Origin of the sequence: Streptomyces sp. NPDC005925, from assembly GCF_040638805.1 — a bacterium.
Classification (GTDB): domain Bacteria; phylum Actinomycetota; class Actinomycetes; order Streptomycetales; family Streptomycetaceae; genus Streptomyces.
The window spans coordinates 66,328-90,275 of record NZ_JBEXVL010000016.1; the positions used below are offsets into that span (position 1 = coordinate 66,328).

The following is a 23,948-nucleotide window of genomic DNA, read 5'->3' on the forward strand; positions in this document are numbered from 1 at the left end:
TGCCGGGTCGCACGGTGTGGAGGGCTCAGCGGCAGCGCGCCACGAGAAGGGGCGCGCCCGCCGTGGGACCCACGGCCGCAGAAGCCCGCGCGCCGCCCCGGACCAGGCCGACGCCCGCCCACAGAATCGGGTGGATCTCCACGTCGGCCCGGGAACCGCTGTGCGGGGCCGGCATACGCTGCGGCCCCCGACTCCGCGGCGACCCGCGGTGAGAACCAGCCGCATCAGCCCGAAGTGACCGCGCGCGGCGAGTAGGACTGAACGCAACCTGCCGGTGAACGTGGCCGGACGTCGTGCGCGCGGCCGACGAGGGTCTCGGTGGATGGACATCCCTCGTCGACCCCTCGTGTCGGGGACGGTCGGGGATGGTGCGTATGCCGTCCCGTTTGCATCAGGATGGAGGCATGTCCGATGCGTTCACCACCCGAGTTCTGACCGTCTCGACCGGCTCCAGCGAGCGGGTCGTCGATCTGACCCGCGACTGCGAGGCCTTCCTGAGGGAAGCGGCGGACGACCGCGACGGCCTCCTCAACGTCTTCGTCCCGCACGCCACGGCGGGAATCGCCGTCATCGAGACCGGCGCCGGCAGCGACGACGACCTCCTCGCCGCCCTGCACACCCTGCTCCCCGCGGACGACCGCTGGCAGCACCGCCACGGCAGCCCCGGTCACGGCCGCGACCACGTCCTCCCCGCCCTCGTCCCGCCGCACGCGACGCTGCCGGTGATCGGCGGACGCCTCGAACTGGGAACGTGGCAGTCGGTGTGCCTGGTGGACACGAATGAGGCTAAAGACACCCGTTGGGTTCGTCTGAGCTTCCTCGGCTGACCAAGATCGTCACCGGGGGCCGTGCCGCCGATTCTCCGTACGATGCGTGCGCGAACGGAGAGAAACTTGCGCGGTACAGACCCATCTGTGATCGAACGTCCCTACGATGGACGCGGCAAAGGCCTGCTTGGCGTGCGGCGGCTGTCGCGCTTGAAGATTGCCACGTCCTCCCCTGAGCGCCAACGGGAGAACGTGCTGACCGTCGCCGCCTCCGTCGGTGCCCACATCATCGGCTGGGCCGACGACTGGGAGGTCTCGGGAGCCACCGACCCTGTGACCCGCCCGAAGCTCGGCCCCTGGCTGCGCGATGAGAAGGGCCCGTACGACGGCCTGGTCTCGGCTGCCGTGGACCGGCTCGGCCGTAACGTCGTCGACTGTCTGAACACCGGCTACAAGATGCGTGACGAGGAGAAGATGCTCGTCACGTACGGACACAACGGGCCCTGAGATCTTGATGACCCCGCCGACGAGAACCGCTTCACCATGGAGGCATGGGGCGCGCAGATGGAACTCCGCGCGATCCAGCGCCGCAACCGCGACGCCACGGTCAAGACCCGCGCGGCCGGCCGCCTCAAGGGCAAGCCGTCCTACGGGTTCCGCTATGTCCGGAAGGTAATGGGCGGCAAGATCGACCACGTGGACCGCATCCGCACGCCGCCGAGGTGCTCCGCGGCGTCGCCCGCCGCATCCTGGCCGATCCGGAGAACGTCACCCCCAGCAGCGAGGCGGCTCGCCTCAACCGAGCCGGGGAGCCGTCGCCGGCGGACCACTTGGCCATGATGTACGGCAAGCCGTCGGCGGGTCGCCCGTGGAACGCGCAGAGCCTGAAGAACATCCTCCTGTCGGAGGCCACTCTCGGATATCTGATGCATCAGCACAGGCCGGTACTCGATCGGCAGGGGAACCCGGTGAGGCTCTGTGAAGGGCTGTGGGACAGGGCGACGCACGACGCCTTGAAGAAGGTGATCCTCGCGCGGAGGGCGCCCTGGTCCCGCCGCACGAACCGCGATTACCTCCTCACGGAGATAGCCCTCTGCGGGCAGTGCCACACCCGCCTGTACACCCAGACCTCGATTGACGAACCGCCGCGCTACACCTGTACGGCCCGAAACGAGGGTTGGCGGCAGGCCTGGAACTGTCGGCCCGCGCCGCTCATCCGTGCTCACAGCCTCGATGCCTTTGTCGAAGAGTGGTTTCTCCGCGAGCTGAGGGACGGGCTGATCTACGAGACGGTGTACGACTCCGGCAACGGTATCCCCGAACGAATAGCGGAGACACGGGCGAGCCGCGAACGCCTGCGAGCGGACCGTGAGGCAGGCCTGTACGACGCGCCTGACGACGCTGCTTGGTTCCGCGACCGGTACGCGGCCCTGGGACGAGAGCTTGCGGCCTTGGAGGCCGAACCTCAGCGTGACCGCGAGACCTTCATGCGACCGTGACGAACTTGCCGACCTCATCGCAGAAATCGCCCTTGTCCGTGGGCAAGTCACCCTGTCCTCGGGGGCTACGTCGGACCACTACTTCGATCTTCGCTGCGTCAGCCTCCACCCGCGAGGGTTCGAGCTCGTCGGCCAGGTCATCTGGGAAGAGACACGAGACTGGCAGTACGACGCCGTGGCAGGGCTAGTGCTGGGGGCCGTGCCTCTCGCGCTCGCCACCATGTCCGCCGCCCAGGCTTCAGGGCAGCACCTTCCCGCTGCCGCCATCCGGAAGGAGTCCAAGAAACATGGGCTCGGTAAGCGAGTCGAGGGAGCCGATCTCCGTGACAAGCAGGTTCTGATCGTTGAGGACACCTCCACCACGGGTGCCTCTACCCTCGATGCCATCAAAGCCGTACAAGACGAGGGCGCCAACGTCGCGGGTGTCGTCTTGTTGGTCGACCGTGGAGGGGCAGATCCCATCGCCGCCGCAGGCGTACCCGTACGCAGCGTCTTCACCGCATCCGAACTGCTGGCGAAGTAGAGGAGGGGCGCGCTCTTGAGTCACCATCTGCTTCCCCCGCTCTCATCGGATAACCGGCAGCCGAAGCTGGGCAGCGTGGCCGCCTTTACCGGGTCCGCCCTGGGCTCTTCAGAAGTACTGGTCGACGCGGTCGGGGACTTCGGGAAGTGCCTTGTCGATCAGGGCATAACCCTCGTCTATGGCGGAGGCCGCGTCGGAATGATGGGCGTGCTGGCTGACGCCGTTCTGGGCGCAGGAGGCAAGGCCATCGGCGTCATGCCGCGAAATCTGATCGCTTGTGAACTCGCCCATGACGGGCTCACCGACCTGCACGTGGTTGATTCGATGCACGAACGCAAGGCGCGGATGGCAGAGCTGGCAGACGCCTTCGTCGCTCTGCCCGGAGGCGCAGGTACACTTGAGGAATTCTTCGAGGCGTGGACATGGGGGCAGCTAGGGATTCACGTGAAGCCCGTAGCGCTCCTCAACGTCGCTGACTGCTGGATGACTCTCTTGACGGCGCTCAATGAGATGGTTGAGCGGGGCTTCCTTGCGCAACGACACCTGGACTCCCTCGTCGTGGCCCAGGACAGCATGGGGCTTCTCGCGCTCCTGCGCACGTGGACACCACCAGTGGCGAAGTGGACATGATGAAACTGCAAACGCTTGACTCTGTCGGCTGGATCTCGTACGTGCGGAATCGACTGCTCGTCGTCAGGACCAAGGGGCGTGACGCGTTCTACCTGCCCGGCGGAAAGTTGGAGCCAGGCGAATCGCCGGAAGAAGCCATCATCCGCGAAGTGCGCGAGGAGTTGGGGCTCAGGCTTCTGTCGTCCACCCTCGCGCATTTCGCCACGGTATCCGCGCCGGCTCACGCGCGACCGGGTGTGCAGCTGAGCATGCAGTGCTTTACCGGAGCGGCAGATGGAGTTCCGCAAGTAGGGGGTGAGATCGCCGAGATGGAGTGGGTGAGCAAGGGCCAGTCGGACCTCTGCGCACCGGCTGTCCAGGAGGTCCTGCGGCTCCTTCCGGATCTGCTCATCAGCGAGGAATGATCTGTTCAGGCTCGCCGGGATCGATGGTCGCACCGTACCGTTCCGAGTACGTCGGCCGTACCTGGTCCGGGTCCGACGTTGCACCCGGGGCCGAATCGGGGACGGACGGAGCCAGGGACGTCGAAGGAGGACTCTGCGTCAGCTGGGGGAAGAAACCCCCCCCCGGCTTCGGTGAGGCGGACCGGCATGACGCTGGCCGGCTTCACAGTGGTGGCCCAGTGAGTGCGCAGCACCTGCGCGGCGCGCTCTGGCTGTCCGCTCGCAGCATGCACGGTGAACCGTTCCGGGTTCGATCGAGACTCTATTTGCTGTCCGGTGACGCTGGTCGTTGGGGAAGCGGCATGACCGGCCGCTACACGGTCCCGGGAGCGTGCCACTCCGTGGGACTGCCCCGTCTGCACGACCTTCTGACGGACCTCGCCGAGCCGATCCGTGAGGAGCGCGGCTGGGACACCATCAGCTGGGAGATGGACTGCCTGCCCTCCGGCGAGTACCGGCTGGTCGTCTTCAAGCAGTCCGTCGGCCGGGTGACGAGCGCGGGCGGCGGCTATCAGATCGTCCTGGACCCCGCCTGCCGTCTGCCGCAACCGGGCCTGCGCCAGGAGGCCTGCACCTCCGCACCGGCCGGTGACCCGGAGTCGGCCACGGGGCTTTTCCGCACCTACCTCGACCGCCGCGCGGCCGTCCTCGGACACCGCGAGGAACTTCCCCCTCCCGCCACGTCGCAGGCACTCGACGCTGCCGAACAGCGCATCGGCAGGACGCTGCCCGCCGACCTGCGAGCGCTGTACCTGATCGCCGACGGGGACGCCGTCGGTCTCGACGCCCGCTACCTGATCGACGGCTACACGTGGCTGTCCCTGGACAGCGTCGTCCGCGAGTACGGCGAGGGGAGCCAACGCCCCTGGTCCGGCTGGGATCTGGAGTGGGACGCCGTGGTCTTCGACGCCACACCCGCCGACACGGTCCGCCGCTGCGCGGGCCACCCCGACTGGATCCGCTTCGCCAGCGGCGAGGACGGCAATTACCTCGCCGTGGACATGGCCCCGGCCCGTGACGGACGCCCCGGCCAGGTCATCGTCACCGGCTGCGACTATGACGACGGACCCGCGTACGTCGCGGACTCCGTCACCTCCCTCGTCCGGGACCACATCGACCTGCTGGAGAAGGGCGCCTACGAGTACGAGGAGGAGGACGACTACCTCTGCCTGCTCAGGGAGCGCCGGGATGCCCGTACCCGGCAGATCATCGGCGGCATCCCCGACGAGGTGCCGGCCACCCTCCAGGCCATCCACATCAACGACGCCGCCGGACCGGTCGACCTGCGCCCGCTCGGTGCCGCGCCCGGACTGCGCCTCCTGCACCTCAACCGCTCCCGAACGGCAGATCTGACGCCGGTGCGCGACCTGCCCGTCGAGTCGCTCCGCGTCGTGCTCGACGGCGGCGACCTCACCCCGCTGGCGGGTCATCCGCACCTCACCGCGCTCGATGTGAGCACCACGGCCCCGGCCGACCTCACCCCGCTGCACAGCCTGCCGCACATGCATGGCCTCGACCTCGCAGGGGCCGACGTCCGCGATCTGACCGTCCTCGCAGGCCTGCCGAATCTCCGTTACCTGGCCCTGGACCAGAGGCAGTGGGCGGTGCTGCTCCGCGACGGCAAGCTCCCGCCCGCCCTCGCGGCGGTCAGGCTGGCCGGGGACGACGTGACCATCGAGGACGCCCTGACCCTGGCATCCCGCCTCGGCCTGGACACGGGGGCCGCGCTACGGGTCGCCGGAACGCTCTGACCGCTGGCCGTGTTCATGCCTCGGAGCCTCGGAGCCTCGGAGCCTCGGAGCCTCGGAGCCTCGGAGCCTTCCGGACGCCGCGTGTCCACCGGCTGTCCAGAGCGCGACCGATCCGCGTGTCCACCGGCAGTCCAGAGCGCGACCGATCCGCGTGTCCACCGGCAGTCCAGGGCGCGACCGATCCTGGTGTCCACCGCGTGTCCACGGCCCGCCCGCTCCGCTCCCCGCACGGCCTCACGGGATCCCGTGCACAGCATCCGCAGCATGTCCGCTGTTGCCCGATTCGGGTCACCCTCATGAAACCGGACAGGGTGCGATGTGTGCGTTTGTGAAGGAACGCGCGGGCGTGCGCCACTCCTGTGGGTGGACCACGACGGTCTCGCCGAGTTGCGCGGACCGGGTGAGTGCAGAAGTCGTGGACCGGCTGTCCGGGGCGCGCGGGCGCGGTGTGCGAATGTCGCGAACGTACCTTCATGCGAACTCCATACCTCCTGGCCGGAAGATGCCTTGTTGCCGTGACTTGCCACGGACGAAGGTGGATCGAGCACCTGAGCATCAGGAGTCACAAGCGAGTTGCCTGGCCCGCGCGGCTGACCGCCGGGGGCGTTGACGGGGGAACTGATGCGGTGCGCGAGTTGCTGTCCTCCGACGTCGTCGTGGGCCCGGGGGGCCGTGCTGGCGCTGCTGCCTGAACCTCTCCCTCCGCCGTCCTCTTGCTGCCGTCGTCCGGTGCCCGCGACAGGGACAGGAGGGGGAATGCCGATGAGTCCAGTGAGCGCCGCCAAGCCGACGTATCCCGGCGTCTACGTCGAAGAGCTTCCCAGCAGCAACCGAACGGTCTCGACGCTGACCACGTCGGTGACCGCCTTCGTCGGCCACACCCGTCGGGGCCCGCTGAACGAGGCGGTCCGCGTGAACAGCTTCACCGAGTTCGAGCGCCGCTTCGGCGGGCTGAGCTCGCGGAGCGCCGTGGGTTACGCGGTGCACCAGTTCTTCGCGAACGGCGGCACCGTCGCCGTCGTGGTCCGCGTCGCGAGGTCCGGCAGCGGCAAGGCCGCCTGCGTCACCCTGGAGTCCACCGAGGACCGCAGCGAGTGCCCCGTCCTCACGGTGCACGCCAAGGAACCCGGCGTCTGGGGCAACGGCCTGCGCGTCGCCGTCGACTACGACACGAATTGTCCTGAGGAAACCTTTAACCTGCGGGTCTACGACGCCAAGGGCGAGGCCCGCGAAAGCTTCACCGGCCTGTCCATGGAAGCCGCCCACGGCCGTCACGCCGAGACCGTGATCAACGCGGGTTCGCGGCTGATCCGCGTCGAGGTCGTCGGCGAGGGCCGCCCCGACCCGTCCGGCACCGTCTCCAAGCCCTTCGGGCACGACCTGCCCGACCTCGCCGTCGACCTCACCGTCAAGATCGACGACGTGGAGCGCGAGTTCACCCTCCACGACCCCGACTGCGACGGCGAGGCGCCGTCCTCCGTGACCGGGCTGGCGCTGCTCCTGGAGCGCAAGCTGCGCGCCCTGCCCGACGCACCCGGCAGGCACGCCTTCGCCGGAGTTGAGGTCACTGCCTTCGGCCGCCGTGTCCAGGTGGTGGCCGGTTCCACCGACCCCGACGACGTCGTCCGCTTCGTCGGCGAGTGCGCCAACGATCTGGGCCTGGAGGCGTCCGTCAACCCGCCGGTGTTCCCGCTGGAGGACGGCGAGGACGGCGAGCCGCCCGGCCCGCGCGACCTCATCGGTGGAGAGGCCGACAAGACCGGCATCCAGGCGTTGCGCGGCGTCGCCGACGTCAACCTCCTCGTGCTGCCCGAACTCGCGGCGTACGAGAACACCGAGGACATGGTCACCGTCGTCTCGGCGGCCCAACGGCTGTGCGCCGAACGCCGGATCTTCCTCCTCGTCGACGCTCCCGACACCTGGGCCGACGTCGACAGCGCGCGTGCCGGACTCGCCGCCTTCGACGCCGTACGCGGCAACCACGCGGGCCTGTACTTCCCCCACCTGCAGCTCACCGACCCGCTCACCGGGCGGCTGCGCGCCTTCCCGCCGTCCGGCGCGGTCGCCGGCGTCATCGCCCGCACCGACTCCGCGCGCGGCGTGTGGAAGGCGCCCGCCGGCACCGAGGCGCGGCTCGCGGGCGTGCACTCCCTCACGGTCGACCTCACCGACCGTGAGAGCGGCCTGCTCAACCCGCTCGGCGTCAACTGCCTGCGCACCTTCCCCGTCACCGGCCCGGTGGTGTGGGGCGCGCGCACCCTGGAGGGCTCGGACGCGCTCGGCAGCGAGTGGATGTACGTGCCGGTGCGGCGGCTCGCGCTGCACGTGGAGGAGAGCCTGCAGCGCGGCCTGCAGTGGGTGGTCTTCGAGCCCAACGACGAGAACCTGTGGCAGCAGATCCGCCTGGCCGCCTCCTCCTACCTGCACACCCTGTTCCGCCAGGGCGCCTTCAAGGGCGGCACCCCACGCGAGGCGTACTTCGTCAAGTGCGACAGCGACACGACGACCGCCGAGGACATCGAGAACGGCGTCGTGAACGTCCTCGTCGGCATCGCGCCGGTCCGCCCCGCGGAATTCGTGGTCGTGAAAATCCAGCAGACGTCCGGGCAGTACGCGCTCCAGGCGCCGGGAAACCAGGAGAGCTGAAGGAATCCGATGGCAGAGTTCACGGTCAACGCGCATCGCTTCGACCCCTACAAGAACTTCAAGTTCCTGGTCCTGTGGGACGGTCGGACGGTCGCGGGCATCAGCAAGATCAGTCCCCTGAAGCGGACCACGGAAGTCGTCAAGCACCGGCACGGCGGCGACCCGTCCTCGCCGCGCAAGTCGCCCGGCCGCTCCGAGTTCGAGGGCATCACCCTCGAGCGGGGCGTCACCCACGACCCCGAGTTCGACCGCTGGGCCAACAAGGTCTGGCAGGTCGGCGCCGGGCTCGGCTCCGAGGTGTCCCTCGCCGACTTCCGCAAGGACATAGTGATCCAGGTCCTCAACGAGGCCGGCCAGGTCGCCGTCTCCCACAAGCTCTACCGGACCTGGCCCAGCGAGTACCAGGTCCTCGGCGAGCTCGACGCCAACGCCAACGCGGTCGCCATCCAGTCGCTGAAGCTCGAGTGCGAGGGCTGGGAGCGCGACTACGAGGTGCCCGAGCCCGAGGAGCCCTCCTTCCTCAACCCCGCCTGACCGGGGAGGCAGGGCACGGCGTACGGCGTACGGCCTACAGGCCGGGCCCGACCTGGCCGGGGAACGGTACGGCGTACGCCGCGGGCACGCCATGCGAACGAGGTGTACGGCACAAGAGATGTCACGGGGGAGACGATGGTGATGACCGGGGCGGCCGACTGTCTGGCCGCCTGGGAGGCCGGGGCCGGCTGCGCACCGGCGGGGCGCGCCCTGCTGCTGCACCGGGCGGCGCGCCCGGACCTCGCCGCCGACCCGGCGGCGCTGCTCGCGAGGCCCGTCGGGGAACGCGAGGCGGACCTGTTCGCCCTGCGCCGGACGCTGTTCGGCGACCGGATGCAGGTGCGGCTGGCCTGCCGGGCATGCGGCGAGGACATGGAGTTCGAGCTGGACGCCGCGGAGTTCGCCCGCTCACCGGGTGCCGGACGCGACCCGGTCGTACGGGTCACGGAGGGCGGCTGGGAGGTCGAGTTCCGGGTGCCCGCCGTCGCGGACCTGACGGCGGCGGCCCGGGACGCCGAACCGCGGCGCGCCCTGCTCGCACGGTGCGTCGTATCGGCCGTGCGCGACGGACGGCCCGCCTCGGCGGACGAACTGCCCGCCGAGGTGCAGCGCCGGATCGCCGAGGCCGCAGAAGCCGCGGACCCGGCGGCCGACGTGGCACTCGGCGTCGCCTGCCCCGACTGCGGCGGGGCCACCCGCGCCGAACTCGACATCGCCTCCTACCTGTGGACCGAACTGGACGCCTGGGCCCGGGACCTGCTCCTCGACGTGCACCTGCTCGCCACCGCCTACGGCTGGAGCGAGCCGGAGATCCTGGCGCTCAGCCCGCTGCGCCGCCGCTACTACCTGGAGCTGTGTGCGGATGTCTGACCCCCTCGCGGGACGGCCCGGTGAGCCGACTCCCGACTTCCTCGACCGGCTGCTCGCCCGGCATGCCCCGGCCACCGCGCCGCGACCCGACGTGGCGCGGGTGACGCCGCGGCTGCCGGGACCGTTCGAACGCATCGAGGCGGTACGGGGCCGGGACACGGACCGGGACGGCCAGGAACTCCCGTGGCCCACCATCGCCCCGCCCGCCGAACGGCACGGCGAGGCGGCTGTGCCCACCGCCCGCGAGGTGCTGCGCACCGAACGCGAACGGACCGTCGTACGGACCGAACCCCCACCGGCACCGGACAGCACGGGACCCCACCCGGCCGCTCCGCCCGCGCCCGTGACGCCCCTGTTGAGGCCGGGCACGCCGCTCACACCGGGGCCGCGAGCGGTGCCCGACAGGGGCCGACGCACGGCGGAACGCGGCCGGGGCGGGCAGCCGCCCACCCCGAGCGTGATGTCCGCGCCAGACCCTTCGGGTCCGGACACCGTTCCCCGCGCCACCGGGCCGGCCGCCCCGAGGCCCGGCGCCGCGCACACCGCCGCCGCGCGCGACGCCGTACGGCAGGCCTCGGCCCGGCGCACGGGACGGGACACCGAACGGGTGGTGCGGGTGCAGATCGGGCGCCTGGAGGTCACGGCCGCGGGGCCGGCGGGGGGCGCGGGCCGGCCCCGTCCCCCGGATGCGGGACGCCCGCGGGCCACGGTCAGCCTCGCCGACTATCTGGCGCGGGGGCGCGAATGACCACCGCCACGACGCACCGCGCACGGCGACCACGAAGGGCGCCGGGGACGGCGTCCGCGACGTATTCAAGGACCAGGACGAATCCAAGGACCCGAGGGACCGAGGGACGGACGCCATGAGCAACGCACTCGCCATCGCCCATGTCAGCCAGGCCCTCGCCCTGTTGATCGCGGACAACCTGCGACCCGAGGTCGACGAGGCCGTCAAGGTCGAGGCGCGCAAGCCGCCCACCGAGCCGCCCGGCGAGCCCACCCTCTCCGTGTTCCTGTACCAGGTCACGCCCAACACCTCGCAGCGCAACAACGACCTGCCCACCCGCGCCGCCGACGGCACACTCGTACGGCGGGCCTCCGCCGCGCTCGACCTGCACTACCTGATCAGCGCGTACGGCGACGAGAAGGACCTGGTGGGCCAGCGTCTGATCGGCTCCGTGGTACGCACCCTGCACGAGACGCCGGTCCTGCCGAGGGACGTCGTCGAACGCGCCGGGGAACGGCCGTACCTGGCGGGCAGCAACCTCGTGGAGGCCGCGCAGCGCGTGCGGTTCACACCGACCGTGATGGACGTCGACGAGACGTCGAAGCTGTGGGGGATGCTCCACCAGACCCCCTACGCGTTGTCCGTGGTCTACCAGGCCGCCCTCGTCTTCATCGACGGCCTTGAGAAGGCGGTGCCGGGCAGGCCGGTGGAGCGTGCCGGCGTACGGGTGCTGCCGTTCGGGGCGCCGGGGGCGCCCGTGCCGCCAGGACCCTCCGGGGTGCCTGCCGGGGCCGGCACCGGTGGGCACCCGGCAGCCGCCGCGCCCGCCTCCCCGCCCGTTCCGGCTCCCAGCGGCGCGCTCGCGCGGACGCCCGCCAGGGCGGCGGCGAAGACGGCCGCCACGGCCGAGCCGAAGAGCACCACCACATCACCGGCCGCCCGCACCCGCAGAACCACCAAGACGGCCAGAACCACCAAGACGGCCAAGGCGGCCAAGACGGCCAAGGCGGCTCAGACCGCCGAGCGGACGGCGAACCCAGCCGCCGGCGCCGAGAAGAGCCACGACGGGGCCGACAGCACGGAGAGCGGCCCGAGCTCGCGAACGCGCCGCCGCGGCGGCGACGGCGCGGAGAACTGAGGCGACGTGACACCGACGGGGGCGGGTGAGGACATGGCAGCGCGGAGAGCGACGGGACCGCAGGAGCCGCGCGGAGAGCACACGGCCGGGCGGACCGGTGCACGCGACGGCGGCGCGACGCTGACCGCCGAGATCCGGCGCGTCCTGGCACGCCTCGACACCCACGCGGCACGCGCCGCCGCAGCGCCCGGCGACGACGGGAAGGCCCCGGAACCCGCTGCGGCCCCAGAACCCGGGGTCGGGGTGCCCGTCGCCGGCCCCGGCACGGAACCGCTCGACGCGTTCGTCGCCTGCTTCGGCCTCACCCCCTTCGAACGGGACGTCGTCCTCCTCACCGCCGCTCATGAACTCGACCCCACCACGGCCGCCCGTTGCGCCGCCGCCTGCGGCGACCGCGAACGACCCCACCCCACCTTCTCGCTCGCCCTGGCCGCGCTCGCCGGTGCCCACTGGAGCGCGCTCACCCCCGTGGCCCCGCTGCGGCGCTGGCGCATCGTGGAGCTGGACGACGACACCCGCCTCACCACGTCCCGCCTGCGTCTCGACGAACGCGTCCTGCACTTCCTGCTCGGCTCGCCCTACCTGGACGCCCGGCTGCACGGCCAGGCACGCCCCACCCCCGCCACCGACACGCTGCCACCGTCGTACGGCCGTGCGGCGAGCCGGCTGGCCGCGGGCTGGGTGGGCGGAAATGGTGCCGCGCCGCTCGTCGAGGTGACCGGCGGCGACCTGCGCAGCCGGGCCGACATCGCCGCCGCTGCCGCCGCGCGCACCGGACTCGGCCTGTACACGATGAGCGCCGAGGACGTCCCGACCGACGCCGCGGAACGCGACCGGCTCGCCCGGTTGTGGCAGCGCGAGGCGATCCTGCTGCCCGCCGCGCTGCTCGTGGAGATGGGCGAGCTGGACCGGGACCAGCGGGCGGCGACCGAGGCCTTCCTGGCGGGAGTCGCCGTACCGGTGGTCGTCTCCAGCGAGGACCCCGCGCGCACGGAGCGGTCGCACGCGGCCCGGGTGACCGTGCCCCGCCTGGACGACGAGGAACAGGTCGCCCTGTGGGCAGGGGAGTTCGAGGGCATCACCGAACTCACCGAGGGGGAACTGCGGTCGCTGGTGGCGCAGTTCCAGCTGCCGCCGCACGTCGTGCGCTCCGCCGCCGCGGCCGTACGCCGTGATCTGCCCGGCGGGGACGAACAGGACGCCGCCGGTCTCGCCTGGCGGGCCGGGCGGGACGAGGCGCGGGTCGGCATGGACGAGCTGGGCCGGCGCATCGAACCGCGGGCGGGCTGGACGGACCTGGTGCTGCACGAGCGGCAGACGAACGTGCTGCGGGAGATCGTCGCGCATGTGCGGCGGCGGCCGAAGGTCCACCAGGAGTGGGGCTTCGCGGCCACCCTGCGGCGCGGCCTCGGCGTCACGGCCCTGTTCGCCGGTGGTTCCGGCACCGGGAAGACGCTGGCCGCCGAGGTGATGGCGGGGGAACTCGGCCTCGACCTCTTCGTCATCGACCTCTCGCAGGTCGTCAGCAAGTACATCGGCGAGACGGAGAAGAACCTGCGCCGCGTCTTCGACGCCGCCGAACGCGGCGGGGCGCTGCTGCTCTTCGACGAGGCCGACGCCCTGTTCGGCAAGCGCAGCGAGGTCAAGGACAGCCACGACCGGTACGCCAACCTCGAGGTCAGCTACCTGCTGATGCGCATGGAGGCCTACCGGGGGCTCGCCGTCCTCACCACCAACATGAAGCAGGCCCTGGACACCGCCTTCCTGCGCCGCATCCGCTTCGTCGTGGACTTCCCCTTCCCCGCCGAGCACGAGCGCGCCGAGATCTGGCGCCGCGTGCTGCCCGCGCAGACGCCGGTCAAGGACATCGACTTCGGGCTGCTGGCCCGGCTCACCGTCGCCGGCGGCTCGATCCGCAACATCGCCCTGTCCGGGGCGTTCCTCGCCGCCGAGGACGGCGAGGCGCTGCAGATGCGCCACATGCTCGCGGCGGCCCGCACCGAGTACCTGAAGCTCGAACGTTCGCTGACGCCCACGGAGGTGCGCGGATGGGTGTGAACAGGAAACGAGAACCGGTACGGGGGCCGGCGCCGGCGGAGGCCGGGGAACCGGACGTGATCCGCGTGGAGATCGGCGAGTTCGCCCTCGCCGGATTCCGCGCGGACCCGGAGCGCGTGTCGGCGTCCTTCGAGCGGGAACTGACCCGCCTGATCCGGGAACACGGCGTGCCGCTCGCGTCGCACGGCTCGCTTTCCGCGGACCTCCTGTCGGGCCTTCCGCCGCTGCCCGCCGGCCTGTCCGCGCGCCGCCTCGGCCAGGAACTGGCGCGCGTGGTGCACGACGGGCTCAGCGGGCGGGGGGAGGTGACGCGATGAGCTCCCGGACGGACCAGAACCGGGCCGACCGGTCCGCCGAACAGCGCCGCCGCAAGCGCAGGGAGCGGGCCGCCAAGTCCCGTGCCCCCGAGCCGAAGGACATCGTCAGCGGCGCGGGCCGGCCCCTCGACCCGGGCGTACGGCGGGAGCTGGAGGAGACCCTGGGGCACGACCTGAGCCGGGTACGCCTGCACACCGACCGCGACGCCGGGCAGCTCACCGACCTGCTGGGCGCCGACGCGGTCGCCGTCGGCCAGGACGTCTTCTTCCGCGAGGGCGCGTACAGGCCGGGCACGGACGAGGGCCGCCGCCTCCTCGCCCACGAACTCCTGCACACCGTCCAGAACCCGCACGGCCTGGGCGCCCTGCGAGCCGGACGTGAGCTCGGAGCGGTGAGCCTGCCGCAGCAGCCGGTCGAGCGGGAGGCGGAGTCGGCGGCCCAGGCTCTCGTGCGCGCGGAACCGGAGGCCGCTGCCGAGGTGGAGGAGGGGCGGGCGACACCGGGGTGGCTGCGGTACGCGACCGTGGACGCGGACCGCCGCCGGGCGGAGGCCGTCGACCCGGCGACCCTGGTCGACCGGCTCGCGAACTCCCTCGTACGCTCCCTGCGCGGCGACCCGGAAGACCTGTCCCAGCGGGTCCGCAAGCAGCTGTCCCGGATGCCCGAGGCGTTGCTCGACGGAGTGCTCGGCCGCCTGGAGACCAGACTGCTCGGCCCGGAGCACGACCGGGTGCTGGACCTCGTCGACGAGATCGAGGCGTACGAGGACTTCGCCGACGACGGCGTGGAACGGGACACGCACGACGCGCCTCGGATCGAGCCGGATGCGGCCGAGGAGGTGCGGACCGAGCGGGAGAACGCGCTGCGTACCGCCGAGGAACGCGAGGCGGAGCAGCGGCGGCCGGAGCAGGCGCCGGGCCCGGAGAAGCAGCAGACCGATGAGGGGGAAGCGGCCGGCAGCACGCCGGAGAACGGCGGTGTGCCGGGACACGGGACCACCCCGCAGGGCGGGGGCGCGCCGCGGCACACGCCGCAGCAGCGGGGCACCGGGGCCGCGAGGCAGGGACCGGCCTCCGGTGCGCAGTCCCGGCAGGAGCAGTCGTCGTCCTCCGCCTCAGCCTCCGGGGCCGAGAAGGAGGGCGGAGGACGGCAGGGCGGCGAGCAGCAGTCGTCCGGCGTGGAGGCGGGCAGTGCGGGAGGCGAGGGCGGCGGTGGTGACAAGGAGGAGACCCAGCAGCAGGAGGCGCCCGTCGCCGGTGAAGAGGAGTCCGCCGCCGAGAACCGCCCGGGTGCGGCCGAGGCGGCCGTTGCCGGAGAGCAGCTGAAGCAGCGAGACAAGGCGGGGCAGCAGAAGCCCGCCGGTCTGCCCGACCCGTCCGGCAAGGACACCCCACTGCCGGGGGCGCGCAGCAGACTCGACGGCGTACGCAGCCAGGATCTGGGGGGCCCGGCAGAGAAGGACGAGGAGGACCCATTCGGCTCCGGCAGCGAGTCGGAGGTCGAGGTCGGGGGAGAGGAGCCCAGCGCCTGGGACGTCAAGCTCCGGCCGGAGGACTTTCTTCCGCAGCAGGACCTCGACGTGTCCGGCGTGCCGACGGCGGACCAGCTCGACCCGTCCTCGTCGGGTACGCCGTCGATTTCGTCCTTCCCCGCGCCGCCGCCCACCCGGGCCGAGCAGGTGCAGGCCGAACGGGACGCGGAGGACGCCGAGGACGAGGCGATGGCGGAGCCCGAGGAGGAGTCCGCCGGGTCGGGTAGCGAGTCGGGGCCTTCGGCCCGGGAAACCGAGGGCAGCCCCGACGGCGGGCCGGGCGGCCTCGCGCTGGAACAGGCCGCCGCCGCGCCGCCCGCGCCGGGCACTCGGGACCCCAAGAGCGGCGACGACCCCAAGGCGGGTCCCGTCATCGCGCAGACCACCGTGCAGAACGCACCGGTCAGGCAGGAGGGGCAGTCCGAGGGCGGCGGCGAGGTTGGGGAAACGGCCGCCAAGGAGGAGAAGGGCACGGCCGCGGCGGGGGACAAGGGCGGGACCGCGCCGGAGAAGGCGTCCCCGCAGGCGAAGGGCGGCCAGTCCGCGCAGGGCGACCCTGGGGCGAGGGAGACGGCCGGCGACACCGGGGGCGGCTCGGCCGGGACGGTCACACAGAAGACTTCCGAGGCCGGGGGCGGCACCACGGCACCGGGGGCGTCCGGCGGGACGGCAGGTTCCGGTACGACGAACACGCCTGAGCCGTCCGGGACTTTCGGGGCGTCCGACACCCCGGGAGCCGAGTCGGCCGGTGGGGCGTCGGCGCAGGAGAACCGTACGGAAGCACCTGCTCGTACGGACAGGGCGGCGCCCGCGCGGCACGCATCGACACCCGCAACCGCTGCGCAGTCGGAACCGGCGTCGGCGAAGGCAGCCCCGGAGCCGAAGACCGAGCGGGAGAGCGCGCCGGCGCCGAAAGCACCTGGCGGCGCCGGTGGGGGCACTGGCGGTGGCGGCGCGGCCGCCCCGGCCCACCGCAAGGGCAAGAAGGACGCGGCCTCGACCCCGAACCTCTCCGGAGTCTCCCCGGAAGCCGGTCTGGCGACGGCCTCCAAACTCAAGCCGCACAAGGCACTTCAGGCCATGGGCGGAGTCGGCGGAGCCGTGGACCGCACGGTCGGCGACGAACACAAGGCGCTGGCGTCCGCACCTCCGTCGATACGGCGTCCGGCCGGCGCGCCGCGGACCCTGGAGGGCAGGCCGAAGACGGACGCGCCCGCCGAGTACGCGCAGGACAAGCCGCAGGAGGCACAGGCTCCCGACCAGGAGAAGGCCGAGGTCGAGGGCGCCAAGGAGCCCGAGGGGCAGATCGAGGCGGAGAAGGCCGAGGAGCCCGGCGGCTGGGACACCTTCAAGATGGCCCTGGGCTTCATCGGCGGCAAGATCGTCAACGGGGTGGCGAGCCTCTTCGGCGCCGACGAGCCCGTCGTGGACCCGCAGGAACTGGCCGCCAAGTTCGCCGGGCTGCCCACGAAGGACGAGGCGCTCAGGCAGGCGCAGGCGGGCAATGCGCCGGGCGTGCGGATGCAGGGCGCGGCGGACCAGTCGGCCGGCGAGCAGGACGGCCACGTCGACGCCAAGGGCCAGGAGACCGTCGCGACGGCGCGTGACGACTCGGGGCGCGGCATGGGTGAGGACCAGGTCTACCCCCACGCGCCGAAGGAGGAGCTGCGCGCCCGGGTGCCGGGGGCGAAGGGCGGCGAGGGCGTCGCGGTGGAGGGCGGCGGAGCCACCGGCGCCGTACCGGCGGAGGCCGCCTCCGAGGTGGCGGAGCACGAGCAGGGGGCGCAGTTCCGGGCCGCGTTCGGCGACGGCCGGAAGACTATGTCGGAGGGCCGGCAGACCAGGGACCGGGACTTCCGCGGCTCGCAGGCGACGCACAAGCGGCAGGTCGACGCGGAGATCGCGGCGAACACCGGGACGCAGGCCGGTGAGCGCGAGAAGACGATGGGCGAGGTCACCGCCCAGCGCGAGGGCTGGCGCAAGGAGCAGGACGAGGAGCTCAAGAGCCTCGGCGACAGGAAGACCGAGCGGCACGAGAAGGTCCGCAAGGACGTCATGAAGAAGGAGAAGGAGACCGACGACAACGTCGGCAAGGAGAAGGAGGGAAGCGACAGGAAGATCCAGGACGAGAGCGACAAGGCGGAGCGCGACGCGGAGAAGCAGCGCGACGGCGCCGCCCAGGACTCCGGCAACTGGGTCACCAAGGCGTTCGAATGGATCAAGCAGAAGGTCATCGAGATCAAGAACGCGATCGTCCGGGTCATCCGGACGGCGCGCGACGCGGTCGTCGGCTTCATCAAGACCTTCAAGCAGACGGTCGAGCGCTGGATCAACGAGGCCCGCAAGAACATCGTCGACGCGGTCAGGAGCCTCATCGACGCGTTGATCGAGTTCGCGGTGGCGATGGTCCGGGCGGTCATCGAACTGGCGGCCCGCATCCGCAAGTTCGTCACCGACCTGATCGCGGCGGCGATCGCCCTCGTCAACCGCCTCGCCCAGGCGCTGAAGCAGATCGTCACCGACCTGCTCGACGCCATCGGCAAGCTGCTGAGCAGCGTCCTCGACGCGCTGAAGAAGGCGCTGCTGGCGGCGGTCAAGGCGATCGTGGCCGCGGTGAAGGCGGTCCTCCAGTTCGCGTCGAGGATGCTGAGCGCGCTCGGAGAGTTCATGCTCGTCGCGGTCGACTTCCTGTCCGACCCGGGCGGCTGGCTGAGCGGCGCCAAGAACTCCGCGGTGGACGGCGCGAAGAACCACCTGTTCAGGGAGGTGAAAGCGGCCGTCAAGGAGTGGTTCCAGTCCAAGATCGAGGAGATCATCGGCGTCCCGCGGGCCGTCCTGGACAAGCTGATCAAGGGTGGCATCACCCTGGAGCGGATCGTGAAGGAGACATGGGACGCGATCGTTCCGCAACTCCCCCTCATCATCGGCGAGATCGTCATCACCAAAGTGATCGCCAAGCTGATCCCGGGTGCCGGCTGGGTGATGGCCGTCATCGACGCGATCCGTACGGCCATCGGCGCGCTCGGGCAGATCCTGCGCGCGATGGGCGCGGTCCTCGACTGGCTGAAGGCCGTCCGCGGCGGCGGGGCGGGCATCCTCTTCGCTAAGGCGGTCGCGGCGGGCATCGTGGCCCTGCTGGAACTCGCCTACGAGGCACTGCTGAGCGGCATCGGCACGTACGTGGCGAAGATCGGCCGCCGCTTCAAGGACATCGCCGCGAAGCTGGGCGGCAGGGGCAAGGGCGACAAGCCGGCCGGCGGCAAGGGCGCCGACGGCTCGGACGACAGGCGCGGCGACAGGACGCCGCCCCAGGAGGGCCCCGCCAAGAAGCCTGCACCGGCCACCCCTTCGAAGCCGGGCCAGGGCAAGGACGGCACCCCCGGCAGGCCCAGGACGCCGGACGCCGGCACCGAGAAGCCGACTCCCGACACGGGCAGGAAGCCCCCGCCCGCGCCGAGCAAGGACAAGAACGGCGGGCCGAAGGACGGGGACGAGACGCCGGACACCAGCCCGACCCCGGCACCCGGGCCGAAGCCGAAGGCGGACCCGCCGGCCAGGCCGAAGCCCGGACCGTCCACGAAGCCGAAGGGCACCGACGGCAGGAGCGCGGACAGGCCGAAGGACGACCAGGACACCACGGGCACGCCCGGGGATGCCGACGGCAGGTCACCTGACGGGCCGAAGGACCGGGACCCGAACAAGCCGGAGTCCGCGGGCAAGGACGCTCCCGGCAGGCGCAAGCCCGACGCGGACAAGGACCGGGGCGGGGACAGGACCAAGGACAAGGACGGCGACAGGACCGGCAAGCCGAAGAAGGACCCGGCCGGCGAGCGGCGGAAGCCCACGCACGAGGGCAAGGGCCCGGGAAAGCCGAAGCGCGGCCGGCACGGGAGCCGGAGGCCGAAGGACAAGGACCCGGAGAAGAAGAAGAACAAGAAGGACCAGCGCGAGAAGGACGAGGACTCCAAGGAGTCGAAGGACGAGCGCCTGCGCAAGATCGTGGCGCGTCTCCAGCCGCGCATCAACCACATGACGGATAAAGGGGTCGAACCACTCGTCCTCCGGGCGGCACTGCGGGGCTACAGGGCCTGGTACCGGTTGACCGCCCTCGAAGCCAGGGACGGAAACCCGGTTTCCGTGATGGCAACGCTCAATCCGTCAGCCGAAGCCGCACGAGCCATGCGTGCCATGCTGCGCCTGAACTTCCGCGGCGACCCCGGGCGGCAGGAACGCCTCGAAGCCGCACTGGGAATCCAGCAATTCGATGACTGGCTGCTGTTCCACGAAGGCGAGAGTGTGGATGATTTCGTCCTGAAGATGGAGCGACTGCTGGAGGAACTCGACACGGCGGAGCTGGCCAACCTGGACGACGAGCCGCTGCAGAAGATCAGGGCAGCGGAGAGGGACGTCCAGAATCATGACAAGCCGCATTACACGGCAGAGACCCCGGAACCGACCGACGCCGAAGGGGCCTTGGACAAGGAGTACGAAGCAAAGTTCCAGTATCTCCTCGAAGACGAGGCGACGAATCTGGTCAAGGACCGCCGACGAAGGGGGCAACCCGGTGAGATCGCTGATCCGGAGATCGGAACGCGAGGGGTCACGATCCACCGGTACCGTCATTACGACTTGGTAGGTTTCACTCGCAAGGCTCTCGCCCTCAAGCGGGGCAGCCGAGCCGGAGCCGCATTCCGCAAGGAGGCGTCACCGAGCTTCTTCGAGTACATGGTGCTGGTCGAGATCAACAAACTCAGGAGAGAGGGCAAGGAAGAGGAGGCTCGCAGCCTGGAGTCGGAGAGCCCGCAAAGGAAAGAGGATGCACGTCGGCTCACCAACATGACCGTGAACTTCAAGAAACTGGTCGAGAAACGGGCCAGGTTCAGCGCTGCCGACCCGAAGCTCAAGGCAGGTATCTCCAAGCGCATGGCCAACATGCAGGCAGACCATGTGCACGACCTGCAACTGGGCGGCCTGGACAGCTACAAGAACTTCTACCTGCTGGACTCGCAAACCAACCTGGACATGGGTACCGACGTCGTCCAGCAGCTCAAAGTAGGCAAGGAAATGGTGCCTGCGGGCACTGTTGTCAACATCGACGTGGACTGGAATCCCGCCCAAAAACCCCCGAGCAAGAAGAAGAAAAAGAAATGATCACACATCAGGAGATGGTGGAACTGTACGGTGTGGAGAACGTGGTCACACTCTCCGTGCAAGAGGCTGAGCGCCTCGACCTACGACCCCGGGATGCGGAGGTGCTGACAACCGTCGGCGTTCCCCGCCGCAGTTCTCCGTTCTTCACGACCGAGGTCGAGGGCGGGCCTGAGTTTCTACGGGTCATCGACGTGGCGACTCGCGACGGAAAGAAGCACCGCGAGGTTATTGTCGGAGGCCCTCCGGGTGACTCGGGAATGCGGTTTTCGCTCTCCGCCTACGAGAGCTTCGTCATGCTGGTGCAACTCGGCGGAACAAAACCCCGCGGTGAGGTGGTGAACAACAACCTCCCCGAGTTCATCGAATTCCTCTATCGCATCGAATCGCACACCAGGCGGGTATCCGCCGATCCCGCGGCCGAAGAGGAATCGCTTGATCAGCTCCGGAACACCCTGACACAGCTCGACCCCTTCTCTTTCGAGGTACCCGACAACTGGTGGGCCATGGCTCTTCGTCAACTCGGCGGAGGCGGTACGGGGTTGTAGCCGAGCACTCACCCATCGAACTGGCAGGAGACGGCATGACCCGCTACCCCGACATCCCCAAACCCATCCGCTCCGGAATGGTCGTGGTCGACCCCGACACCGGCACCCCCCAGCGGATCATCGTCCTGCAGTTCAACCCGGACACCCTCGAACGCAGCGTGAGCCCCCAGTCCGCCGGCGACAGTGGTGACGCCGGCGGCGGCGGCACCGGCAGCGGCGACCGCAACGAGGCCCTCCGCCTCAAGGGCCCGGCCCAGGAGACCTGGAAGTTCACCGCCGAGATCGACGCGACCGACCAACTGGAGGTCGCCGCGCCCGAGGGCATCCACCCCCAGCTCGCCACGCTCGAAATGCTGGTGCAACCCACCACCGCGCAACTCCGGGAGTCCATGCGGCTGTCGAAGCAGGGCGCCATCGAGATCAGCCCGATCGAGATGCCGCTGACGCTGTTCACGTGGGGGAGCAAGAGGGTCATGCCCGTGCGGCTGACCGAGTTGTCCGTCAACGAGTCCGCCTTCGACGTCCGGCTCAACCCCATCCGCGCTTCCCTCAGCATCGGCATGAGGATCCTCACCGTCAGCGACCTGCCCGCAGGGCACCGCGGCGCCGACCTGTACATGGCGCACCTCGCGCAGAAGGAACGGCTCGCCGGGGCCGCCCGCGTCGGCGGCGGCCTGGGTTCCCTCGGGCTGTCCGGAACCCTCGGCGGAACGGGAAGGGGCTGACCGCATCGTCATGGCCGACATCGAACCGTACGAGAGCGCCCTCGACGCGATCCCCGGCGCTCATCCCTACCCCCGCACCAGCCGCTATCACGATGCCGAGATCGGCGTCCACCGGCTGCCCGACGGCACCGAGGTCCGCTACACCAAGCGACGCCTGCTGCCGCCCCTCGACGAGCAGCAGACACAGGGACACACCGTCGCCGCCGGCGACCGCCCCGACCTCCTTGCGCAGCACTGCTTCGGCGACCCCGGTCAGTGGTGGCGGATCGCCGACGCCAACCCGGTGCTCGACCCGGCGGAGCTGACCGACGAGGCCGGACGGGTCATCGGCATTCCCACCCCGGGCGGCTTCCCGCGGGGAGACCGCCGTGTTTGACCTGCCCGTGGCGCAGGGCCCCGTCCACATCACCCTCCTCATGGGCCCCAAGCTCGCCCGCCCGGTACCCGCCGAGGTCACCGAGGCCCTGCTGTCCGCCCAGATCACCGCCACCGCCGGGGAGCGCAGTGGCTTCCAGCTCGCCTTCGACCTCACCAAGAACGGGATCATCAGCCGCAGGCTCCTCCCCGAGGGGTTCTTCGACCCGAAGACGCGCCTGATCGTCACCACCAGCGTCAAGGGCACCCCCGCCGTGCTCTTCGACGGGCTCGTCGTACGGCACGAGGTCGGCGCCAGCAACCAGCCCGGCCACTCCACCCTCACCGTCACGGGCGAGGACCTCACCCTCCTCATGGACCTCGAGGAACGCACCGCCCGGTATCCGAATCTCCCGCCCTCCGAGCGCGTCCTCGCCATCCTGCGCCGCTACTCCGACTACGGCATCCGGCCCGACGTGTACCGCGAGCAGATCGCACAGCCGCCCCACCAGGATCTCCGCGTGCACTACCAGACCGGGACCGACCTCCAATACGTCACCGATCTCGCCCGCGCCAACGGCTACACCTTCTGTCTGGAGCCGGGACCCGTCCCCGGCCACTCCTCCGCCCGGTGGGGTCCCGAGTTGCGCCTCGGTGTCCGCCAGCACGCCCTCAGCGTCAACATGGACGCCAACTCGACCGTCGACCAGCTGACGTTCGCCTACGACGGCACCGCCCGTGAGGAACCGCAGGCCCGCTGGCAGGACCCCGGGACCCGGCAGTCCGCCCTCCTCCCGCAGCCCTCCATCAGCCCGCTGCGCCCGCCCCTCGGCAAGCGTCCCACCCCGGCACTCAAGCGGCGCACGCTGTCCGGCACCGCCAAGCACCAGCGCGCACAGGCCGAGGCCGAACTGCTGGCCCGCGCCGCCGTGTCCGCCGACGTCGTCTCCGGTTCGGGTTCCCTCGACGTCAACCGACACGGCTACATCCTCCAGCCCCGCCAACTCGTCGGCGTACGCGGCGCGGGGCGGGCGTACGACGGCGACTACTACGTGAAGTCCGTGACGCACAACCTGCGGCCGGGCTCCTTCCAGCAGAACTTCACCCTCTCCCGCGAGGGACTCGAAGCCCGCAGCGACTACGTACGGCCGTGAGGCCCGAGTCACCGACCACCAGGAGCAGTCAGCATGGCAGCCCCCAGCAATCGCCATCTCGGCAAGTTCCGCGGCCGGGTCGTCAGCAACGACGATCCGCTGCGGATCGGCCGGATCACCGTGGAGGTCCCGGACGTCCTCGGCGACGAGCCGTCCACCTGGGCGCTGCCCTGCCTGCCGTTCACCGGGCCGGAGTCCGGGCAGTTCGTGGTGCCCGCGCCCGGCGCCGGTGTGTGGGTGGAGTTCGAGCAAGGAGATCCCAGCTTCCCCGTGTGGACCGGCTGCTGGTACGGCGCCGCCGAGGAACTGCCGCCCGACGCCCGCCGCGCACTGCGGGCCGGCTCGCCGAGCAAACCCGTCGTCGTGCAGACACCCGGCGACCACAAGATCGTCATGAACGACACGCCCGGCCCCGACCAGGGGATTCTGCTGCAGGCCCAGGGCGGCGCCTCCATCCGCATCACCCGGGAGGCCGTCGTCATCTCCACCGGCGCGGGCGCCGAGATCGTCCTGCGCGGCCGTGAAGTGACCATCAACGAGGGCCAGCTGACCGTGCTCTCGAAGCGCTGAAGACGTACGAAGAG

20 protein-coding genes and 1 pseudogene are annotated in these 23,948 nt (G+C 70.8%); 20 read left to right on the forward strand and 1 reads right to left on the reverse strand.

From position 1 onward, the window contains the following. Positions 1-67 precede the first annotated feature (67 nt). Positions 68-193 (reverse strand): annotated as a pseudogene (locus tag ABZ354_RS19500) (alkanesulfonate monooxygenase); the annotation flags it as partial. A 211-nt stretch (positions 194-404) separates the two neighbouring features. Here ABZ354_RS19500 and ABZ354_RS19505 point away from each other — a divergent pair. From ABZ354_RS19505 to ABZ354_RS19600, 20 genes are all read left to right on the forward strand, one after another. Next, entirely contained in the window at positions 405-827 is a 423-nt protein-coding gene (locus ABZ354_RS19505; protein ID WP_358658295.1) for a secondary thiamine-phosphate synthase enzyme YjbQ, read from the forward strand. 150 nt (positions 828-977) lie between these two features. After that, positions 978-1,274: a recombinase family protein gene (locus ABZ354_RS19510; RefSeq protein ID WP_358658296.1), complete on the forward strand. Its 297-nt coding sequence runs from the start codon at positions 978-980 to the stop codon at positions 1,272-1,274. 215 nt (positions 1,275-1,489) lie between these two features. Further along, a complete protein-coding gene (locus tag ABZ354_RS19515; protein ID WP_358658298.1) occupies positions 1,490-2,266 on the forward strand; it encodes a zinc ribbon domain-containing protein in 777 nt (258 codons plus the stop codon). Further along, the gene (gene pyrE / locus ABZ354_RS19520; protein WP_358658300.1) at positions 2,238-2,789 is read left to right on the forward strand and encodes an orotate phosphoribosyltransferase; all 552 of its coding nucleotides are present in this window, start codon (positions 2,238-2,240) and stop codon (positions 2,787-2,789) included. Before ABZ354_RS19515 ends, pyrE begins: the two co-directional genes overlap by 29 nt. A gap of 15 nt (positions 2,790-2,804) precedes the next feature. Continuing rightward, entirely contained in the window at positions 2,805-3,419 is a 615-nt protein-coding gene (locus ABZ354_RS19525) for a TIGR00730 family Rossman fold protein (protein ID WP_358658302.1), read from the forward strand. Further along, the gene (locus tag ABZ354_RS19530) at positions 3,389-3,823 is read left to right on the forward strand and encodes an NUDIX domain-containing protein (protein WP_358658304.1); all 435 of its coding nucleotides are present in this window, start codon (positions 3,389-3,391) and stop codon (positions 3,821-3,823) included. Before ABZ354_RS19525 ends, ABZ354_RS19530 begins: the two co-directional genes overlap by 31 nt. 341 nt (positions 3,824-4,164) lie before the next feature. Further along, entirely contained in the window at positions 4,165-5,613 is a 1,449-nt protein-coding gene (locus ABZ354_RS19535; RefSeq protein ID WP_358658306.1) for an SMI1/KNR4 family protein, read from the forward strand. A gap of 756 nt (positions 5,614-6,369) precedes the next feature. Beyond that, positions 6,370-8,259 carry a phage tail sheath subtilisin-like domain-containing protein gene (locus ABZ354_RS19540; protein ID WP_358658308.1) on the forward strand — a complete coding sequence of 630 codons (1,890 nt, stop codon included), beginning with the start codon at positions 6,370-6,372 and terminating at the stop codon, positions 8,257-8,259. A 9-nt stretch (positions 8,260-8,268) separates the two neighbouring features. After that, a complete protein-coding gene (locus ABZ354_RS19545; RefSeq protein WP_004003113.1) occupies positions 8,269-8,793 on the forward strand; it encodes a phage tail protein in 525 nt (174 codons plus the stop codon). 135 nt (positions 8,794-8,928) lie between these two features. Beyond that, positions 8,929-9,663: a hypothetical protein gene (locus ABZ354_RS19550; protein ID WP_358658311.1), complete on the forward strand. Its 735-nt coding sequence runs from the start codon at positions 8,929-8,931 to the stop codon at positions 9,661-9,663. Continuing rightward, entirely contained in the window at positions 9,656-10,411 is a 756-nt protein-coding gene (locus ABZ354_RS19555) for a hypothetical protein (RefSeq protein WP_358658313.1), read from the forward strand. Before ABZ354_RS19550 ends, ABZ354_RS19555 begins: the two co-directional genes overlap by 8 nt. Positions 10,412-10,526: 115 nt before the next feature. Then, on the forward strand, positions 10,527-11,528 hold the full coding sequence (locus ABZ354_RS19560; RefSeq protein WP_358658315.1) for a DUF4255 domain-containing protein: 1,002 nt from the start codon (positions 10,527-10,529) through the stop codon (positions 11,526-11,528). Positions 11,529-11,561: 33 nt separating this feature from the next. Then, a complete protein-coding gene (locus ABZ354_RS19565) occupies positions 11,562-13,586 on the forward strand; it encodes an ATP-binding protein (protein ID WP_358658317.1) in 2,025 nt (674 codons plus the stop codon). Beyond that, complete coding sequence (locus ABZ354_RS19570; protein WP_358658318.1) at positions 13,583-13,903, forward strand: hypothetical protein; 321 nt, start codon at positions 13,583-13,585, stop codon at positions 13,901-13,903. Before ABZ354_RS19565 ends, ABZ354_RS19570 begins: the two co-directional genes overlap by 4 nt. Beyond that, entirely contained in the window at positions 13,900-20,586 is a 6,687-nt protein-coding gene (locus ABZ354_RS19575; protein ID WP_358658320.1) for a DUF4157 domain-containing protein, read from the forward strand. Before ABZ354_RS19570 ends, ABZ354_RS19575 begins: the two co-directional genes overlap by 4 nt. Beyond that, the gene (locus ABZ354_RS19580; protein ID WP_358658322.1) at positions 20,583-21,131 is read left to right on the forward strand and encodes an SUKH-4 family immunity protein; all 549 of its coding nucleotides are present in this window, start codon (positions 20,583-20,585) and stop codon (positions 21,129-21,131) included. The genes ABZ354_RS19575 and ABZ354_RS19580 overlap by 4 nt, the downstream gene beginning before the upstream one ends. A gap of 35 nt (positions 21,132-21,166) precedes the next feature. Beyond that, positions 21,167-21,856: a hypothetical protein gene (locus ABZ354_RS19585; RefSeq protein WP_358658324.1), complete on the forward strand. Its 690-nt coding sequence runs from the start codon at positions 21,167-21,169 to the stop codon at positions 21,854-21,856. Between the two features lie 10 nt (positions 21,857-21,866). Then, a complete protein-coding gene (locus tag ABZ354_RS19590) occupies positions 21,867-22,232 on the forward strand; it encodes a hypothetical protein (RefSeq protein WP_358658326.1) in 366 nt (121 codons plus the stop codon). After that, a complete protein-coding gene (locus tag ABZ354_RS19595; RefSeq protein ID WP_358658328.1) occupies positions 22,225-23,364 on the forward strand; it encodes a hypothetical protein in 1,140 nt (379 codons plus the stop codon). Before ABZ354_RS19590 ends, ABZ354_RS19595 begins: the two co-directional genes overlap by 8 nt. A 33-nt stretch (positions 23,365-23,397) precedes the next feature. Continuing rightward, positions 23,398-23,934: a phage baseplate assembly protein V gene (locus ABZ354_RS19600; RefSeq protein ID WP_358658330.1), complete on the forward strand. Its 537-nt coding sequence runs from the start codon at positions 23,398-23,400 to the stop codon at positions 23,932-23,934. Positions 23,935-23,948 lie beyond the last annotated feature (14 nt).

Coding starts and splice junctions, on each gene's coding strand:
- ABZ354_RS19505 (WP_358658295.1), top strand. CDS start 405: ATGTCCGATGCGTTCACCACCCGAGTTCTGACCGTCTCGACCGGCTCC.
- ABZ354_RS19565 (WP_358658317.1), top strand. CDS start 11,562: ATGGCAGCGCGGAGAGCGACGGGACCGCAGGAGCCGCGCGGAGAGCAC.
- ABZ354_RS19585 (WP_358658324.1), top strand. CDS start 21,167: ATGACCCGCTACCCCGACATCCCCAAACCCATCCGCTCCGGAATGGTC.
- ABZ354_RS19590 (WP_358658326.1), top strand. CDS start 21,867: ATGGCCGACATCGAACCGTACGAGAGCGCCCTCGACGCGATCCCCGGC.
- ABZ354_RS19535 (WP_358658306.1), top strand. CDS start 4,165: ATGACCGGCCGCTACACGGTCCCGGGAGCGTGCCACTCCGTGGGACTG.
- ABZ354_RS19550 (WP_358658311.1), top strand. CDS start 8,929: ATGGTGATGACCGGGGCGGCCGACTGTCTGGCCGCCTGGGAGGCCGGG.
- ABZ354_RS19600 (WP_358658330.1), top strand. CDS start 23,398: ATGGCAGCCCCCAGCAATCGCCATCTCGGCAAGTTCCGCGGCCGGGTC.
- ABZ354_RS19540 (WP_358658308.1), top strand. CDS start 6,370: ATGCCGATGAGTCCAGTGAGCGCCGCCAAGCCGACGTATCCCGGCGTC.
- ABZ354_RS19575 (WP_358658320.1), top strand. CDS start 13,900: ATGAGCTCCCGGACGGACCAGAACCGGGCCGACCGGTCCGCCGAACAG.
- ABZ354_RS19580 (WP_358658322.1), top strand. CDS start 20,583: ATGATCACACATCAGGAGATGGTGGAACTGTACGGTGTGGAGAACGTG.
- ABZ354_RS19545 (WP_004003113.1), top strand. CDS start 8,269: ATGGCAGAGTTCACGGTCAACGCGCATCGCTTCGACCCCTACAAGAAC.
- ABZ354_RS19560 (WP_358658315.1), top strand. CDS start 10,527: ATGAGCAACGCACTCGCCATCGCCCATGTCAGCCAGGCCCTCGCCCTG.
- ABZ354_RS19555 (WP_358658313.1), top strand. CDS start 9,656: ATGTCTGACCCCCTCGCGGGACGGCCCGGTGAGCCGACTCCCGACTTC.